16 protein-coding genes are annotated in these 15,391 nt (G+C 63.0%); 10 read left to right on the top strand and 6 right to left on the bottom strand.

From position 1 onward, the window contains the following. Positions 1–6 precede the first annotated feature (6 nt). On the top strand, positions 7–1,602 hold the full coding sequence (locus GLW01_RS09280; protein WP_151439349.1) for an isocitrate lyase: 1,596 nt from the start codon (positions 7–9) through the stop codon (positions 1,600–1,602). A gap of 130 nt (positions 1,603–1,732) precedes the next feature. Further along, positions 1,733–2,371 carry a peptide-methionine (S)-S-oxide reductase MsrA gene (msrA, locus tag GLW01_RS09275; RefSeq protein ID WP_160898863.1) on the top strand — a complete coding sequence of 213 codons (639 nt, stop codon included), beginning with the start codon at positions 1,733–1,735 and terminating at the stop codon, positions 2,369–2,371. Between the two features lie 59 nt (positions 2,372–2,430). Here msrA and GLW01_RS09270 read toward each other — a convergent pair whose 3' ends face one another. From GLW01_RS09270 to gcvH, 3 genes are all read right to left on the bottom strand, one after another. Continuing rightward, the gene (locus tag GLW01_RS09270) at positions 2,431–2,841 is read right to left on the bottom strand and encodes a hypothetical protein (protein WP_160898862.1); all 411 of its coding nucleotides are present in this window, start codon (positions 2,839–2,841) and stop codon (positions 2,431–2,433) included. A 120-nt stretch (positions 2,842–2,961) separates the two neighbouring features. Then, entirely contained in the window at positions 2,962–5,838 is a 2,877-nt protein-coding gene (gene gcvP, locus GLW01_RS09265) for an aminomethyl-transferring glycine dehydrogenase (RefSeq protein ID WP_160898861.1), read from the bottom strand. Between the two features lie 15 nt (positions 5,839–5,853). Beyond that, complete coding sequence (gcvH, locus tag GLW01_RS09260) at positions 5,854–6,246, bottom strand: glycine cleavage system protein GcvH (protein WP_095617070.1); 393 nt, start codon at positions 6,244–6,246, stop codon at positions 5,854–5,856. Positions 6,247–6,376: 130 nt separating this feature from the next. On the opposite strand from gcvH, the gene GLW01_RS09255 reads away from it, so the two are divergent. Both GLW01_RS09255 and gcvT read left to right on the top strand, forming a co-directional pair. Beyond that, positions 6,377–6,991 (top strand): helix-turn-helix domain-containing protein, encoded by a 615-nt coding sequence (locus GLW01_RS09255; RefSeq protein ID WP_237416557.1) that lies wholly within the window; start codon positions 6,377–6,379, stop codon positions 6,989–6,991. Positions 6,992–7,098: 107 nt separating this feature from the next. Further along, the gene (gcvT, locus tag GLW01_RS09250; RefSeq protein ID WP_151439354.1) at positions 7,099–8,223 is read left to right on the top strand and encodes a glycine cleavage system aminomethyltransferase GcvT; all 1,125 of its coding nucleotides are present in this window, start codon (positions 7,099–7,101) and stop codon (positions 8,221–8,223) included. A gap of 28 nt (positions 8,224–8,251) precedes the next feature. Here the strand turns inward: gcvT and GLW01_RS09245 are convergent, their stop codons facing one another. Beyond that, positions 8,252–8,875 carry a riboflavin synthase subunit alpha gene (locus GLW01_RS09245; RefSeq protein WP_151439355.1) on the bottom strand — a complete coding sequence of 208 codons (624 nt, stop codon included), beginning with the start codon at positions 8,873–8,875 and terminating at the stop codon, positions 8,252–8,254. Positions 8,876–8,886: 11 nt separating this feature from the next. Then, positions 8,887–9,309 (bottom strand): CBS domain-containing protein, encoded by a 423-nt coding sequence (locus GLW01_RS09240; protein ID WP_151439356.1) that lies wholly within the window; start codon positions 9,307–9,309, stop codon positions 8,887–8,889. A gap of 153 nt (positions 9,310–9,462) precedes the next feature. On the opposite strand from GLW01_RS09240, the gene GLW01_RS09235 reads away from it, so the two are divergent. From GLW01_RS09235 to GLW01_RS09210, 6 genes are all read left to right on the top strand, one after another. Next, positions 9,463–10,419, top strand: a complete 957-nt coding sequence (locus GLW01_RS09235; protein ID WP_160898860.1) for a hypothetical protein — start codon at positions 9,463–9,465, stop codon at positions 10,417–10,419. Positions 10,420–10,482: 63 nt separating this feature from the next. Beyond that, the gene (locus tag GLW01_RS09230; RefSeq protein WP_160898859.1) at positions 10,483–11,157 is read left to right on the top strand and encodes a TetR/AcrR family transcriptional regulator; all 675 of its coding nucleotides are present in this window, start codon (positions 10,483–10,485) and stop codon (positions 11,155–11,157) included. Beyond that, on the top strand, positions 11,123–11,647 hold the full coding sequence (locus tag GLW01_RS09225) for a L,D-transpeptidase (RefSeq protein ID WP_160898858.1): 525 nt from the start codon (positions 11,123–11,125) through the stop codon (positions 11,645–11,647). Before GLW01_RS09230 ends, GLW01_RS09225 begins: the two co-directional genes overlap by 35 nt. A 40-nt stretch (positions 11,648–11,687) precedes the next feature. Beyond that, positions 11,688–12,713, top strand: coding sequence for a beta-N-acetylhexosaminidase (nagZ, locus tag GLW01_RS09220; RefSeq protein ID WP_225741653.1), 1,026 nt, complete (start codon positions 11,688–11,690; stop codon positions 12,711–12,713). Further along, entirely contained in the window at positions 12,710–13,873 is a 1,164-nt protein-coding gene (locus GLW01_RS09215; RefSeq protein WP_151439360.1) for a mechanosensitive ion channel family protein, read from the top strand. The genes nagZ and GLW01_RS09215 overlap by 4 nt, the downstream gene beginning before the upstream one ends. Next, a complete protein-coding gene (locus tag GLW01_RS09210; RefSeq protein ID WP_160898857.1) occupies positions 13,860–14,612 on the top strand; it encodes an S-methyl-5'-thioinosine phosphorylase in 753 nt (250 codons plus the stop codon). The genes GLW01_RS09215 and GLW01_RS09210 overlap by 14 nt, the downstream gene beginning before the upstream one ends. A gap of 17 nt (positions 14,613–14,629) precedes the next feature. On the opposite strand, the gene GLW01_RS09205 is transcribed toward GLW01_RS09210, so the two are convergent. After that, positions 14,630–15,391, bottom strand: a complete 762-nt coding sequence (locus tag GLW01_RS09205; RefSeq protein ID WP_160898856.1) for a CsiV family protein — start codon at positions 15,389–15,391, stop codon at positions 14,630–14,632.

Genomic DNA, 15,391 nt, shown 5'->3' with positions numbered 1-15,391 from the left:
TGAATCATGTCGAACTACATGAAGGACATTGAAGAAGCAGCTGCACTGCGCAAGTCGCAGGGCGGCAAATGGGACCACATTACGCCTGAGTATGTGGCCCGCATGCGCGCCCAGAACCGGTTCCAGACCGGCCTGGACATCGCGCGCTACACCGCACGGATCATGCGTGAGGACATGGCCGAGTACGACAAGGACCACAGCAAGTACACCCAGTCCCTGGGTTGCTGGCACGGGTTCATCGGCCAGCAGAAGATGATGGCCGTCAAGCGCCACCATGGCACCACCAAGCGCAGCTACCTGTATCTCTCAGGCTGGATGGTCGCCGCCATGCGTTCCGAGTTCGGCCCGCTGCCGGACCAGTCCATGCATGAGAAAACTGCGGTACCGAGCCTGATCGAAGAGCTCTACACCTTCCTCAAGCAGGCGGACGCGCGCGAACTCAACCACCTGTTCCACGAGCTTGATGAAGCCCGTGAAGCCGGTGATGACAAGAAGGTCCAGGAGCTGATCGACAGGATCGACAACTTCGAGACCCACGTTGTGCCGATCATCGCCGACATCGACGCCGGTTTCGGTAACGAGGAAGCGACCTACCTGCTGTCCAAGAAGATGATCGAGGCAGGCGCCTGCGCCATCCAGATCGAGAACCAGGTCTCCGACGCAAAGCAGTGCGGTCACCAGGCCGGCAAGGTAACCTGCCCCCACGAGGACTTCATCGCCAAGATCAACGCGGTTCGCTATGCGTTCCTCGAGCTGGGTGTTGAAGACGGTGTCATCGTTGCGCGTACCGACTCCCTGGGCGCTGGCCTGACCCACAAGATTCCGGTCTCCCAGGAGCCGGGCGATCTGGCGGCTACCTACACCGGTTTCCTGAAGACCGAGCCGGTCAAGTCCGCCGAGGATGTTCAGGAAGGCGACATGGTCATCAAGAAGAAGGGCGAGCTGCACAAGCCGATGCGTCTGCCCAACGGCCTGTACGAATTCCAGGAAGGCACTGGCGAAGACCGCGTGGTTCTGGACTGCATCACCAGCCTGAAGAACGGCGCGGACCTGCTGTGGATCGAGACCGAGAAGCCGCACGTCGGCCAGATCGCGGGCATGGTCAACCGCATCAAGGAAGAGGTTCCGGACGCCAAGCTGGTCTACAACAACAGCCCGTCCTTCAACTGGACCCTGAACTTCCGTCAGCAGGTGTTCGACGCCTGGAAGGAAGAAGGCAAGGACGTGTCCCAGTACGACCGCTCCGACCTGATGAACAGCAAGTACGACGACTCCGAACTTGCTGCGGAAGCCGACCGCTGGACCCAGAACTTCCAGAAGGATGGTTCCAAGCACGCCGGCATCTTCCATCACCTCATCACACTGCCGACCTACCACACCGCGGCCCTGTCCACGGACAACCTGGCCAAGGGCTACTTCGGTGAGGAAGGCATGCTGGCTTACGTGCGCGACGTCCAGCGCCAGGAGATCCGCAAGGGTCTGGCGTGCGTCAAGCACCAGGACATGGCCGGCTCCAACATCGGTGACGACCACAAGGAATACTTCGCGGGCGAAGCAGCCCTGAAGGCCGGTGGTAAAGACAACACCATGAACCAGTTCTAAGACCGGTTCCGGTGTTGCGGCCCAAGGGCCGCGCCGATAAAAGAACCCCCTGTCGGATGCCGGCAGGGGGTTTTTTGTGCGCATCTGTCCGTTATGCTTGGAGCATTATCGGGTTATGGGAGGTCCGGAGATGTGGCACCTGTTCAGCAGGGAAAAGATGCGGATGGTAACGCCGGAAGAGGCGCTGCCGGGGCGTTCCTCAGAAATGCCGGTCAGCAACCGCCACGCGGTGCTGGGAACTCCCCTGATCCCGCCATTCCCGGATCACTGCCGGGAACTGGTTGTGGGCATGGGCTGTTTCTGGGGCGCCGAGCAGTGCTTCTGGCAGCTGGAGGGCGTGTATACAACGGCGGTGGGCTATGCTGGCGGTTACACCCCCAACCCCACCTATGAGGAGGTGTGTACGGCGCGCACGGGCCATACGGAGGCGGTCCGCGTTATCTATGACCCGGAGGTGGTGTCGCTGGAGGGGCTCCTGCAGGTGTTCTGGGAGTCCCATGATCCCACCCAGGGGATGCGCCAGGGCAATGATGTGGGAACACAGTACCGTTCCGCGCTCTATCTTCCGGATGAGCAGAGCCTTGGGATTGGGCAGGCCTCCATGGAGGCTTATCAGAAGGCGCTGGATGCCGCCGGACAGGGGCGTATCACCACCGAACTGGCGCAGGGCGTGACCTTCTATTACGCGGAGGACTGGCACCAGCAGTATCTGCACAAGAACCCTGGTGGTTACTGCGGGCTCGCGGGCACGGGTGTGCGTTACGCATAAAAACCCCGTGCGCCAGGGCACGGGGAGGAGGGGTATGCCTGTGTGTGTCAGGCAGGGGGTTACTTCTGCGTGGCAGCGCTGTCAGAAGCCGCAGACTGGAAGCGCTCGCGCATGCTGCGCAGCTGCTGCTTCAGGGCCGTGAGCCGCTCGCCCGCCTGCTGGCGGTAGTTGGCCACCAGGGGCTTGAGATCATGGGTGTAGGAGGCTTCCACCCGGTTCATGAGGTAGGCGGACGTCATGTGCGCGTTCCACGACAGGCGCTTGCGTGTGTCGTAGGTGGCGGCGTCCAGGCTGAACATGAAGTCCCGGAAGGAGGGGTTTTTCTCACGGATATCCCGCACCATTTCCTGGAAGGACTCATTTTCTGAATCCCGCGCTCCGAGATCCCTGAGCACACGCTGCAGTTCCTCGTTAGCCTTCTGCCATTGCTGGCTGGCCTGTTCCTGAATCCTGCGTGTCAGATCGCTCATGGTTTTACTCTGCCTGTCTGCGGACTTCTCAGCCATGGGTTACCTCCATTGCTGCCCTTGAGTTCTGACCCCAGATTAGGGTGAAAAATTAGAATAATCACCCTAATCCGAGTAAAAACTCTAGTCCCGATAGGCCTCCGGGCTGGGGCAGCTGCAGATCAGGTTCCGGTCACCGTAGACGTTATCCACGCGGTTAACCGTCGGCCAGAACTTGCCGTCACGCACCGCCTGGGACGGGAATACCGCCAGATCACGGCTGTAGGGGCGGTCCCACTCATCCACCAGATCGCTCTGGGTGTGGGGGGCCTTGACCAGTGGGTTGTTGTCCGCCGGCCATTCGCCATTGGCTACCCGGTCAATCTCCTTGCGGATGCCCTTCATCGCCTCGATGAACCGGTCCAGCTCCTCGATGGATTCGGATTCCGTTGGCTCGATCATGAGCGTTCCCGGAACAGGGAAGGACATGGTCGGGGCGTGGAAGCCGTAGTCCATCAGGCGCTTGGCCACGTCCTCCTCGGTGATACCGGACCATTCCTTGAGCGGGCGCAGGTCCAGGATGCACTCATGCGCCACGCGGTCATGACGCCCCTTGTAGAGCACGTCGTAGTCGTTCTTGAGGCTGTTGGCGATGTAGTTGGCGCCCAGGATGGCGACTTCCGTGCTGTGGCGCAGGCCATCGCGGCCAAGCAGGCGGTTGTACATCCAGGTGATCGGCAGGATGCCCGCCGAGCCAAAGGGTGTGGACGCTACCGCGCCTTCAGCGACGCCGCTTTCATTATGGCCGGGCAGGTAGGGCGCCAGGTGTTCGCGGACACCAATGGGCCCCATGCCCGGGCCACCACCGCCGTGCGGGATGGCGAAGGTCTTGTGCAGGTTCAGGTGGGATACGTCGGAGCCCACCAGCGTCGGCTGCACCAGGCCCACCTGGGCGTTGAGGTTGGCGCCGTCCATGTAAACCTGGCCGCCATGCTCGTGCACGATGCGGCAGATCTCCGGCGCGCCTTCCTCGTACACCCCGTGGGTGGAGGGATAGGTGATCATGCAGGCGGAGAGATGGTCTCCGGCCTTCTCCGCCTTCGCGCGCAGGTCCTCCAGATCCACGTTGCCTTCATCGTCGCAGTCCACGATGACCACCTTCATGCCCATCATGGCGGCGGAGGCCGGGTTGGTACCGTGCGCCGAGGCCGGAATCAGGCAGACATTACGGTGCGTTTCACCCTTTGCTTCCTGGTAGCGACGGATGGCCAGAAGGCCAGCGTACTCGCCCTGGGCCCCGGAGTTGGGCTGCAGGGAGAAGGCGTCGTAGCCGGTGATTTCCCGCAGCTGCTCATCCAGCTCTTTCAGGAGCTGCTGGTAGCCCTGGGTCTGTTCCCGCGGGGCGAACGGATGGATCTCCGCGAATTCGGGCCAGCTGATCGGCTCCATCTGCGCGGCCGCGTTGAGCTTCATGGTACAGGAACCCAGCGGGATCATGCCGTGCACCAGGGAGAAATCCCGGTTCTCAAGGCGCCGGATGTAGCGCAGCAGTTCGGTCTCGCTGTGATACCGGTTGAATACCGGGTGGGTAAGGACGGCATCACGCCGGCGCATGGCATCGGTGATGCCGGTTTCGCCACCCTGGGTAATGGCCTCATCCAGGGCCGCCACCGACTGGCCGTGACTGTCACCCAGCACGATACGCAGCAGACGCTCCACATCCTCTTCAGTGGTGGTCTCGTCCAGGCTGATGCCGGTGCGACCATCGCTCAGGGCCCGCAGATTGCAGCCCTCGGCATGGGCCCGGTTGTGAACGCCCTCATCGGCATGGAAGCTCAGGGTGTCGAAGTAGCGCTCCTGGGGCTCCACGCCGCCGGCGCGCAGGCCTTCCGCAAGGATGGCAGTGAGGCGGTGCACACGCTCAGCCTGGTTCCGCAGGCCTTCCGGCCCGTGGTAGACGGCGTAAAAGGCTGCCAGGTTCGCAAGCAGTGCCTGGGCGGTACAGATGTTGGAGGTTGCCTTCTCGCGGCGGATGTGCTGCTCGCGGGTCTGCATGGCCATGCGGAAAGCCGGTTGGTCACGGTTGTCCTTCGAGACTCCGATGATGCGGCCCGGAACCTGGCGTTTGAGGTTGTCACGGGTGGCAAAGAAGGCCGCGTGCGGGCCGCCGTAGCCCATGGGTACGCCAAAGCGCTGGGCGGAGCCGAAGACCATGTCGGCGCCCAGCTCACCGGGGGAGCGCAGCATCATCAGTGCCAGCAGGTCCGAGGCCACGGCGGTCATGGCGCCCTGATCCCCGGCGGCTTTGACCAGCTTCTCAAGGTCCGGGATGCTGCCGTCAGTGGCGGGGTACTGGAATGCCGCCCCGAAGGCTTCATGGTCACCGACCGATTCCGCGGGGGCAATCACCAGGTCAATGCCCATGTAGTCAGCCCGCGTGCGCAGCACATCCAGGGTCTGCGGATGGAGCTCCTCTGCCGCAAAGAACACGTTACTCTTGCTCTTGCGGTTGGCTCGCCGGCACAGCGCCATGGCTTCCGCCGCGGCGGTGGCTTCGTCGAGCAGCGAGGCATTGGCCAGATCCAGGCCAGTGAGGTCCATCACCATCTGCTGGAAGTTGACCAGGGACTCCATGCGACCCTGGGAGATTTCCGGCTGGTAGGGCGTGTAGGCTGTATACCAGGCTGGATTCTCCAGTACGTTGCGCTTGATGACCGAGGGAATGCGAGTCGGGTAATAGCCCTGACCGATGTAGGAACGGAACACCTGGTTGCGCTGGGCCATGCCGCGCAGTTCGGCCAGCGCTTCGTGTTCCGCGCGGCCGGGGTCCAGGGCCAGTTCCCCTGGCATACGGATGGGTCCCGGAATGATCTGGTCCACCAGCTCATTCACGGATGACAGCCCCAGGGTGGCCAGCATGGCCGACTGATCATCGGCGTTGGGGCCGATGTGCCGGTCGCTGAAGGGCCGGTCGTTCATCTGGGCCAGTGTCGCATTGGCCAGGGAAGACTTCGCATTCATGGGCTACCTCCTGGGTCAGGCTTCGTCGGCAACGAGCTCCTGATAGCGCTCAGCCGACAGGAGTTCAGAGAGTTCGTCCGGGTTGTCCAGCTTGATGCGTACCATCCAGCCGTCCCCGTAGCAGTGCTCGTTCACGGTCTCGGGGGCGTCCTCGAGTGCCTCATTCACGCTCTGGACGGTGCCACTGATCGGGGAATAGATGTCGGAGGCGGACTTCACGGATTCCACAACCGCCAGCTCATCGCCCTTGGCAAAGCTCTGGTCGGCTTCGGGAAGCTCCACGAAGACAACGTCGCCGAGCTGGTCCTGGGCGTGGTCGGTGATGCCCATGGTTACGGTGCCGTCGCCGTTGTCACGGATCCATTCGTGGCTGGGGGTGTAGAGAAGTTCCTCGGGCGTCGCTGTCATCGCTCCGTCCTCCTGCTGCAGGGTCATGTGGTTGTGGTGTTGTCTGTGTTAGATTAACAACGGATTTTCCCACAAACAACGTAAATTTCCTATAGGAAACACGCGAATCATGTCTGAGGACAGCGAGAACATGCGGGAGCCGCTCCACGAGACCCTGCAGGTCCAGCGCGGTGAAACCGAAGCCTCACTGCAGCCCCTGCGGCTGGGAGAGCGCGTCCGGTCCCTGCGGCTGGGCCAGGGGCTGACCCTGGAGGAGGCCAGCAAACTGACGGGACTTGCGCGCTCCACGCTGTCGAAGATTGAGAACGAGCAGATTTCACCCACCTTTTCGGTGGTGCACAAGCTGGTCAACGGGCTGGGTATCGACCTGCCGCAGCTGTTCTCAGAACCCAGCAACAGCGCCCAGCCGTCGGGGCGGCGCGACATCACGCGTCGCGGGGAGGGCAAGCCTCACCCCACGGCCACCTATGAGCACGAGCTGCTGGCGACGGATCTCAGCCACAAGAAGATGGTGCCCTTCACAACGCGTGTGCGCGCGCGTGCGTTCGGGGATTTCCCGGAGTGGATCCGGCACGATGGGGAGGAATTCCTGTATGTGCTGAGCGGGGCCATCCTGTTCTATACGGAGTTCTATGAGCCCGTGCGCCTGGAAGCCGGGGACAGTGCCTATTACGACTGCACCATGGGGCATATGCTGGTTTCCGTGAGCGAGGAGGATGCGGAAGTTCTCTGGGTGACGGCCTGACAGGAAACTTTGTTTCCAATCGGAAATACGGCATCATAGGGGCAACCCAGTTCAGCGGGAGCCGCAGGTACAGGTGGCTCCGAAACAGCAACAGGAGAGACAGGCTCATGGCGAACGATCAGGCAATGCTTACAACCCCGCTGACCGCCCTCCACGAGGAACTTGGTGCGCGCATGGTCCCGTTTGCCGGCTACAGCATGCCGGTGCAATACCCCGCGGGGATCAAGCAGGAGCACCTTCATACACGGGAAGGCGCAGGTCTTTTTGATGTCTCGCACATGGGCCAGGTATGGCTCAGCGGCGAGGGCATTGCGGAAGCGCTGGAAGCCATGGTGCCCTCTGACCTGGTCGGGCTGGGCATGCATCGCCAGCGTTATGGCCTGTTCACCAACGAGGACGGGGGGGTACTGGACGATCTGATGATCAGCCGCCATGAGGATGGCTTCTATCTGGTCGTCAACGCCGCCTGCAAGGCCGAGGACATCGCGCACCTGAGGGCCGGGCTGCCGGCTTCCGTCACACTGACCGAGATGACCGACAGGGCGCTGATCGCTCTCCAGGGGCCCAAGGCGGAGGAGGCTCTGGCGAAACTCCAGCCGGAGGTCCGGAAAATGAAGTTCATGGACAACTGGCCCATGACATTGCTCGACAGTCCGGCGATCATTTCCCGCAGTGGCTACACCGGCGAGGATGGGTACGAGATCTCGGTGCCGGCTGAGGTGGCGGAGACCCTGGCCCGGCGTCTGCTGGAGGACGACCATGTGGAGCCGGTAGGGCTTGGTGCCCGGGATTCATTGCGCCTCGAGGCTGGACTCTGCCTGTATGGTCATGACATCACCACCCGGACGACGCCGGTTGAGGCCTCCCTGGGCTGGGCCATCGGCAAGGCCCGCAGGCTCGGTGGTGAGCGTGAGGGCGGTTTCCCGGGGGCGCAGCGGGTTCTGCAGCAGATGCGCGACAGCGCGCCGGAGCGCAAGCGCGTCGGGCTCGTTGCTGAAGGCAAGGCGCCGGTACGCGAAGGCGCTGTGCTCTATGCGGAAGGTGGTGATGAGCCCATTGGGGAAGTGACCAGTGGCAACTTTGCCGCCAGTGTCGGCGCGCCCATTGCCATGGGGTATGTGCGCGCGGACCTGGCGGAGAAAGGCACCACCGTTGAGGCGGATGTGCGCGGCAAGCGCCGCAGCATGACGGTTTCCGCCATGCCCTTCCTGCGCCCTGGCTACCAGCGCTAGAACAGCGCTGGAAATGGCCACCGCGGGGTCAGTCGGCCCCGCGGGGTACCAGGTCCAGACGGTTAAGGGTATCGATGATCGTCTGGGTCTGGTGGTCGATCTCAATGTTCACGTGATCCCCTTCATCGAGCGCGCCGAAACGCGTGGCCCTGAGCGTTTCGGGGATCAGGTAGACGGCAAAGCCGTCGCTGGTCAGTTCGGCAATGGTGAGGCTGGCTCCATCCACCGCGATATAGCCCTTGCTGATCAGGTAGGGGCGCCACGCATGGGGAACGGAAAAGGCAATCCGACGGTTGTTCTCGGGCTCCTCAATCGAGCTGACCCTGGCCATGCAGTGGACGTGGCCTGAAAGCAGGTGGCCACCAATTTCATCGCCGATCCGGGCGGCGCGCTCGACGTTGACCGGACTCCCTTCCTGCAGCTCCCCCAGGGTGGTGACCCTCAGGGTTTCCATCATCACATCAAAGGCCGCCAGGTGGCTCTCCGGCCAGGCTTCGGTAACTGTCAGGCAGGCCCCGTTGACGGACACCGAAGCGCCAATCGCAATGCCGTCAATGAAGTTTTCCGGAAAGCGCAGGCTGATCCGGTGGAGCCCGGCCAGCCGCTCAACGGTGGCTACCTGGGCGATGCCCTGTACGATTCCTGTAAACACGCCAGCGCCCGTCAGATGTGGCCGTGGCCACTGTTGCGAACACGGCTCAGGGCCCGCAGCACATCACCCCGGGTGATGACCCCGATAACCCGGCTGTTGTCGACCACCGGATAGATCTTGGGCTTGGCGCCAAGCATTTCCTCCGCCAGGTGGGTCACATCTTCATCCGGCCCCACGGATACGGTCCTGCGGGACATTACGTCGCTCACCAGCTGGTGCTCCTGGGCGTAATAGGAGTCATTGAGCATCTCCTTGATGCAGTCCTGCTCGGTCACAAAGCCGATGAGACGTTTGTGCTCGTCCAGAACCGGTGCGCCCAGCTCTTCCTGCTTAACCAGCGTGGCCGCCACCTTCTCGATCGGGTCGGAAGGGGAGAACCAGAGGGACAGTGAACGCATGTAGTCGCGTACCAGGATCTTGGGAGTGGTCGTCATGGAGCCTTGCCTCTGTAAAAGTTTGTTCCACAGCCGTCAGGGTGAATCAGAATACGCTACGCTGCCAATACATGCCAGAGCATGGGAGCGGGCACTCAAGACCCGGAAGGATCAGCCGTTAACCAGTGATGGTACAGGCACGCGGAGAGTGGGATGGCGCAGCATCAGCCTGAACGGCCGGAGGAACCGCGGGTTCATCCCGGCGGTCGACTGGAACCGGTTCCCGGACCGGAAACCCAGGCGGGGGATCAGTCGGTGGACTCCGGGAGCCCGGTGAATGGGCTGGACGGTGATCCGGTCGAAGATGAGGAGGCGTCAGCGGATGCGGACCCCGAAGCTGCCCTGCGGGCGGCGCGCGAGGCTGAGCGTAAGCGCCAGCAGCGCCGGCGCAGGCTGCTGCACGACTGCGAGCGTCTGCTTCTGCTGGACTTCGATACCCTGGCCATGCCCGGGTGGCCGGATCACCACCAGCTGAATCTGGCGCGGCGCCGGCGCGACAGCTGGCTGCTGCTGCTGAGCGTGCTTGCCGCCCTGGTTCTCGCGGGTATGGGCAACCTGGTGCCGGCACTGATCGGTGGGGTGGCCTTTGGTGCCCTGGCGCTGGCCGCGCTCTGGGGGCTGCCGGGCGTGCGGCACGTCTTCACCCATCAGGCCTCCCATATGGAGCTGCTGCTGAAACGGCGGCGCCTGCTGCACCGTGCCCGCAAACACGTTGAACACCTGGAAGGGCCGATCGGGCTGGCGGCTGCATGCCGCCCGCTGGCCGAGTATAATCCGGCGCTGCGTCGCAGCCGTTACACCGGCCTCTACAGCCTTTCCGAGAGAGGGCAGCTGGTGGACAGCATACGCAACCGCTCCCAGGCCCAGCTCTATCTCATTTTTGCTCTGGAAGCGGAAAAGGCCTATAACCGTCTGCGGGAGGAATACCTGCGGACCCACGAGCAGATGCTGGATGAAGGGAATGTGGAGCCGCTGAACGCGGCAGCCCAGTCTAGCGACCCCAGCGTAGTGCCGGTGCCCGAGTCCGATCCGGTGCCACCTGAATCCGCGGAAGCCGGGGGTGAGGGCGCTCCAGCGCATACAGGCAACCCATCTGCCCGGTCGTCTTGACACCTTTCCGGCTCAAACGTATGTTTCAAACAATTGTTTGGTCAAATGTTTGAGCGGGATTCCATGGCGCAGACGGATACAGTGGACAGGATTCTGGATGCGGCGGAGGAGCTGTTCGCCGAAAGAGGCTTCTCCGAGACCTCTCTCCGCATGATCACCGGTAAGGCCGGCGTGAATCTGGCTGCGGTCAATTACCATTTCGGTTCCAAAAAATCGCTGATCCAGGCGGTATTCGCACGCTTCCTTACCCCCTTCTGTATCGCGCTGGAGGCGGCCTTTGACCGCCTTGAGGCGGAAGCGGCCCCGGAGCCGCCCGACCTGGAGTCAGTGCTGCGGGTGCTCACCAGTACCCTGGTGGAGATGCCACGCCAGCACGACCGCAGCATCGCCATCTACATGCGCCTGCAGGGGCTTGCCTACACCCAGTCCCAGGGGCATCTGCGCCGCTTTCTGGAAGCCGAGTACAGCCACACCTTCGATCGCTTCATGCGGCTTCTCAAGAACGCCACCCCGGAGCTGTCCGCCGTGGAGCGCTACTGGCGCAACCAGTTCATGCTTGGCGCCACGGCTTTCACCCTCTCCAGCAGTGATGCGCTCACGGAGATCCTCTGGAACAAACTGGGGGTCGAGACCCCCAACGAGGAGATCGTGGATCACCTCGTGCCCTTTCTTGCCGCAGGAATGCAGGCGCATACTGTTGCCCATGGCAACAGAGGGAATTCCGACAGCGGTGCCTGACGGCGGTGATCCGATCGAGCGGATCGAGGTGGAGCTGGCCCGTCAGATCATGACTCTGCATGGGCGCGCAGGCCCATGGTTGTGTTACCGCATTTCCACGGCCGCCGCCGGCGCCGGTCAGCAGGACGGTTCCGGTGGGACGCCGCTGGGGCGGCATCGGGTCCGTTCCTGCATCGGGGCCGGCCAGCCCCGGGGGGCGGTGTTCCGCGGTCGGCGCCCCACCGGCGAGGTCTGGAGCCCGCAGCTGCACCGTGAGTATCCCGGGCGTGACTGGATACTGACGCGGATTATCTGGCTCTGTGGCGAAGAGCCCGGGTATAACCGCGGAGGCGCTGTTGATACCATGCGTCGGTTCATCTACATCCATGGCACTCCGGATACGGAACCCATGGGGCAGCCGCTGTCCCACGGTTGTATCCGGATGCGCAATGATGACATTCTTCAGCTCTGGGAATGGGTGCGCCCGGGCACGCCTGTCTTTGTTCAGTGAGGCGGGCCCGGGCCGTTCTTGTGTCGTTTAGGGAGGCCCGGTGAGCGGACCATTGATGATCGATCTCGAGGGGCCACGTCTCAGCGCCTCCGAGCGTGAACGACTGGCCCATGAGGCGGTGGGCGGAGTGATCCTGTTTACCCGTAATTACGAGTCACCGGCCCAGCTCCGGTCCCTGGTGCAGTCCATCCGCCAGATCCGGCCGCGCATCCTGATTGGCGTGGACCAGGAGGGTGGCCGGGTACAGCGTTTCCAGTCCGGGCTCACACGGCTGCCACCGATGCGCAGCTTCGGTCTGGCCTGGGAGCGGGATCCCGCGAATGCCCGTGCCATTGCCCATGCCGCGGGCTGGCTGATGGCTTCCGAGCTGCGGGACATGGATGTGGATTTCAGTTTTGCACCGGTGCTGGACCTGGATCACGGGGTTTCCAGTGTGATCGGTGATCGTAGCTTCCACTCGGACCCTCAGGTGGTGGCCGAACTCGCCGGCGCCTGGATTGATGGCATGCATGAGGGCGGTATGGCAGCAGTGGGCAAACACTTCCCCGGCCATGGGGCCATTGCTGCGGACTCCCATCACGAACTGCCCAGCGACGGGCGCACCCTGGAGCAGATCCTGGAGCACGACGCGGTGCCTTTCCGGGAGCTGGCGGAGACTCTGGATGCTGTCATGCCCGCCCATGTGGTCTACCCGGGCGTGGATGAGCAGCCGGCCGGCTTCTCTCCGTTCTGGCTGAAGAACGTGCTTTCCCGCGAGGTCGGGTTCCGTGGCGTTGTGATCAGCGATGATCTCACCATGGCCGGCGCGGCTGTGGCCGGCGAACCGCCGGAACGGGCACAGGCTGCACTTGATGCGGGCTGTGACCTGCTGCTGGTCTGTAACGATCCCGAAGCTGCCGATGCTGTGGCCGCAAGCCTGAGCGAGGCCGGCGCGCGCGCGTCGGCCGGGTTGGTGTCGCTGCGGGGCAAGCCGTTGCCCGGGCCACGTGGTGCTTTCCGCAGTACGGCCCGGTATCGGGATACCCGTGCGGCACTGCTTCGCATGCTGGATGAGGCGCCCGCATGACGCTTTCCGGCCTCGATGGTGTCCTCTCCGGTCTGGGGATTGCCCCGGAATTCCGCGGGCTGCTCTGGGCCGGTTCGATCCTGGTGACCACCTTCGTGGTGGCTTTTGTCGTCTGGTGGGTGATCCGGGCGGTTGAGAACAAGCTGCGGAATAACCGCAATCTCTGGGATGACGTTCTGATCCATGCCATACGGCGCCCGCTGTACTGGTACATCTGGCTTCTGGGTCTGTATTTCGCCTCGGAAGCGAGCGCCCGCTTCTACGAGATCGATCTGCTCAACCTCAATGGGCTGGGCCTCAGGTTCGGTTTCATACTGCTGCTGGTCTGGGCGCTGCTGCGGTTCATACAGGGCACCGAGGAGCTGCTGGTTTCGAGCCGTGTCTCCGAGCCCATGGATTACACCACGGTTTCCGCCATCGGCAAGCTGTCGCGTGTTTCAGTGTTCGTCATCGCCGCTCTGGTCATCATCCAGAATCTGGGTTACAGCATTTCCGGTGTGTTGGCGTTCGGCGGCGTGGGTGGTATCGCCGTCGGCTTCGCGGCCAAGGACATGCTGGCGAATTTCTTCGGCGGTGCCGTTGTCTACATGGACAAACCTTTCAAGGTGGGGGAGTGGATCCGCTCTCCTGACGCAAGCATTGAAGGGGTGGTGGAACACATCGGGTGGCGGGTGACCCGGATCAGGACCTTTGAGCTGCGCCCGCTCTATGTTCCCAATGCCATTTTCACCACCATTTCCGTGGAGAATCCGTCCCGGATGATGAACCGGCGGATCTATGAAATGGTCGGGGTGCGCTACAGCGATGTGGACATGGTCGCTCCGATTGTGGCCGACATCCGCGGCATGCTGGAGGAGCATGAAGACATCGATGCCAACCAGTTCCTGATCGTCAACTTCACCACCTTCAATGCCTCCTCTCTGGACATCATGGTCTATGCCTTTACCCATACGCGCCAGTGGGTTGAATACCAGACGGTGAAACAGGACGTGATGCTCCGTATCAGCAGCATCATCCGTGAACACGGGGCAGAAGTGGCCTTCCCGACGCGCACCCTGCACATTGCGGGCGAAGGGCCCCAGGCTGTGCTGGGCGAAGGCATGGCGGCGGAGGGCGAGCAGCCCGCAACGACAGGCGGAGGAGCCAATGGGCAGCAGTGAGCCAGTGTGGGGCATTATTGGCGGTACAGGGCTGACCGCCATTGATTCACTGGAGGTTGATGAAACCCTTGAAACCGAAACCGTGTGGGGGGCGCCCTCCGCGCCTCTGCGGATCGGTCGATTGGGTGGGCGGAAGGTGGTCTTCCTGGCCCGCCATGGCGATCCACACCGGATTCCGCCCCACCGGGTCAACTATCGGGCCAATATCGAGGCGCTCAGGCAGGCCGGCGTTGACCGGATCATCGCGGTCAATGCGGTTGGATCCATCCACCCGGCGATGACCCCGTCCAGCCTGGTTCTGCCGGATCAGATCATTGACTACACCTGGGGGCGTGCGCCCAGCTTCCATGAGGAGAACCTGGAACACGCGGTGCACGTGGACTTCACCTGGCCGTATTCAGAGTCGATCCGCGATGCCCTGCGGGCGGCAGCGGCGGAGGTGGATGTGGCGTTCCGTGACGGCGGTGTCTACGCCTGTACCCAGGGGCCGAGGCTGGAGACAGCCGCGGAAATCCGGCGCCTGGAACAGGACGGTTCGGATGTCGTGGGGATGACGGCCATGCCCGAGGCGGTTCTGGCACGGGAGGCGGAGCTGGATTATGCCTGTCTCGCCCTGGTGGTGAACTGGGCGGCGGGCAGAACCAGCGAGGTCATCACCATGGATGACATCCGTTCGAACCTGGATGCGGGCATCGGGCGGGTGCTGCAGGTTCTGGAAGCCTGTCTCCGGGCGGATTGAGCGACGCCCGGCGCCGGTCAGCCCCCTTCCTCCTCGTCCCCGTTCTCTTTGGTAATAGGGTGGAAATAGACCACCAGACCAAAGGTGGGCGCGTCGAGGTAATGTACCTCCTCGCTGCGCATACGCCGGTTCTCGGTGAGCCGGGTTGCTGTCTCCCTGAAGGCCGGACTTTCGGGAGCCAGGTAGCGGGGAAGGGGCAGAATCAACCCTGATGCCACCGGGAAGCGGGGAATCGGTGCTACATCCAGTGCGGGTACCTTCAGGTGCGTGTCATGCAGCGAGGCCTGCACATGGAGGTAACGCCGGCGTTCGATCTGCAGGCTGCCCTGGATCCGTTGCTCGCCCGCCTCATCCGCCGCGACATCCACGACCAGGGGAACGGTACGGTAGCCATCCGGGAATGGGTTCTGCCATCCGGTGAAGGCCACAAGGCGGTAACCGGAAGCGTTCTCCAGCGCCCGGGCGATGTTGTTGAGCCGGAGTTCTTCCCGCGGAAGAGCCAGGATCTCCGGGACCTGTTCCCCGGGAGTCTCGGATTCCGTGTCGATATCGCCAGTGTCCCGGGGCTCCGGCGTCCACTGGCTGTCCACCCATAGCGGAACACCTCTTTCCGGAAGGGAAACCGGGGCGTAGGGGTCCGAAAGCAGCTCGGGCTCTGCCTGCAGGCGTTCGAACAGCAGCAGCTCTACCCGGTACAGTTCCGCCCCCGTTGCCGGCATGGCAGTGGCACAGAGCAGCAGCATGCTGACCAGGATGCGGCGGGTTCCGCGACTCGGCAC

The sequence above is a fragment of the Vreelandella halophila genome (genome assembly GCF_009856365.1).
In the GTDB taxonomy this organism is placed as follows: domain Bacteria; phylum Pseudomonadota; class Gammaproteobacteria; order Pseudomonadales; family Oleiphilaceae; genus Halospina; species Halospina utahensis_B.
The sequence above is the reverse complement of the archived record's forward strand: the minus strand, read 5'-3'. Positions and strand labels throughout refer to the sequence as shown.

What these genes read in the sequence shown, in the direction of transcription:
- GLW01_RS09280 (WP_151439349.1), top strand. Translation starts at nt 7, where the DNA reads ATGTCGAACTACATGAAGGACATTGAAGAAGCAGCTGCACTGCGCAAG.
- msrA (WP_160898863.1), top strand. Translation starts at nt 1,733, where the DNA reads ATGTGGCACCTGTTCAGCAGGGAAAAGATGCGGATGGTAACGCCGGAA.
- GLW01_RS09270 (WP_160898862.1), bottom strand. Translation starts at nt 2,841, where the DNA reads ATGAGCGATCTGACACGCAGGATTCAGGAACAGGCCAGCCAGCAATGG.
- gcvP (WP_160898861.1), bottom strand. Translation starts at nt 5,838, where the DNA reads ATGAATGCGAAGTCTTCCCTGGCCAATGCGACACTGGCCCAGATGAAC.
- gcvH (WP_095617070.1), bottom strand. Translation starts at nt 6,246, where the DNA reads ATGACAGCGACGCCCGAGGAACTTCTCTACACCCCCAGCCACGAATGG.
- GLW01_RS09255 (WP_237416557.1), top strand. Translation starts at nt 6,377, where the DNA reads ATGCGGGAGCCGCTCCACGAGACCCTGCAGGTCCAGCGCGGTGAAACC.
- gcvT (WP_151439354.1), top strand. Translation starts at nt 7,099, where the DNA reads ATGGCGAACGATCAGGCAATGCTTACAACCCCGCTGACCGCCCTCCAC.
- GLW01_RS09240 (WP_151439356.1), bottom strand. Translation starts at nt 9,309, where the DNA reads ATGACGACCACTCCCAAGATCCTGGTACGCGACTACATGCGTTCACTG.
- GLW01_RS09235 (WP_160898860.1), top strand. Translation starts at nt 9,463, where the DNA reads ATGGCGCAGCATCAGCCTGAACGGCCGGAGGAACCGCGGGTTCATCCC.
- GLW01_RS09230 (WP_160898859.1), top strand. Translation starts at nt 10,483, where the DNA reads ATGGCGCAGACGGATACAGTGGACAGGATTCTGGATGCGGCGGAGGAG.
- GLW01_RS09225 (WP_160898858.1), top strand. Translation starts at nt 11,123, where the DNA reads ATGGCAACAGAGGGAATTCCGACAGCGGTGCCTGACGGCGGTGATCCG.
- GLW01_RS09215 (WP_151439360.1), top strand. Translation starts at nt 12,710, where the DNA reads ATGACGCTTTCCGGCCTCGATGGTGTCCTCTCCGGTCTGGGGATTGCC.
- GLW01_RS09210 (WP_160898857.1), top strand. Translation starts at nt 13,860, where the DNA reads ATGGGCAGCAGTGAGCCAGTGTGGGGCATTATTGGCGGTACAGGGCTG.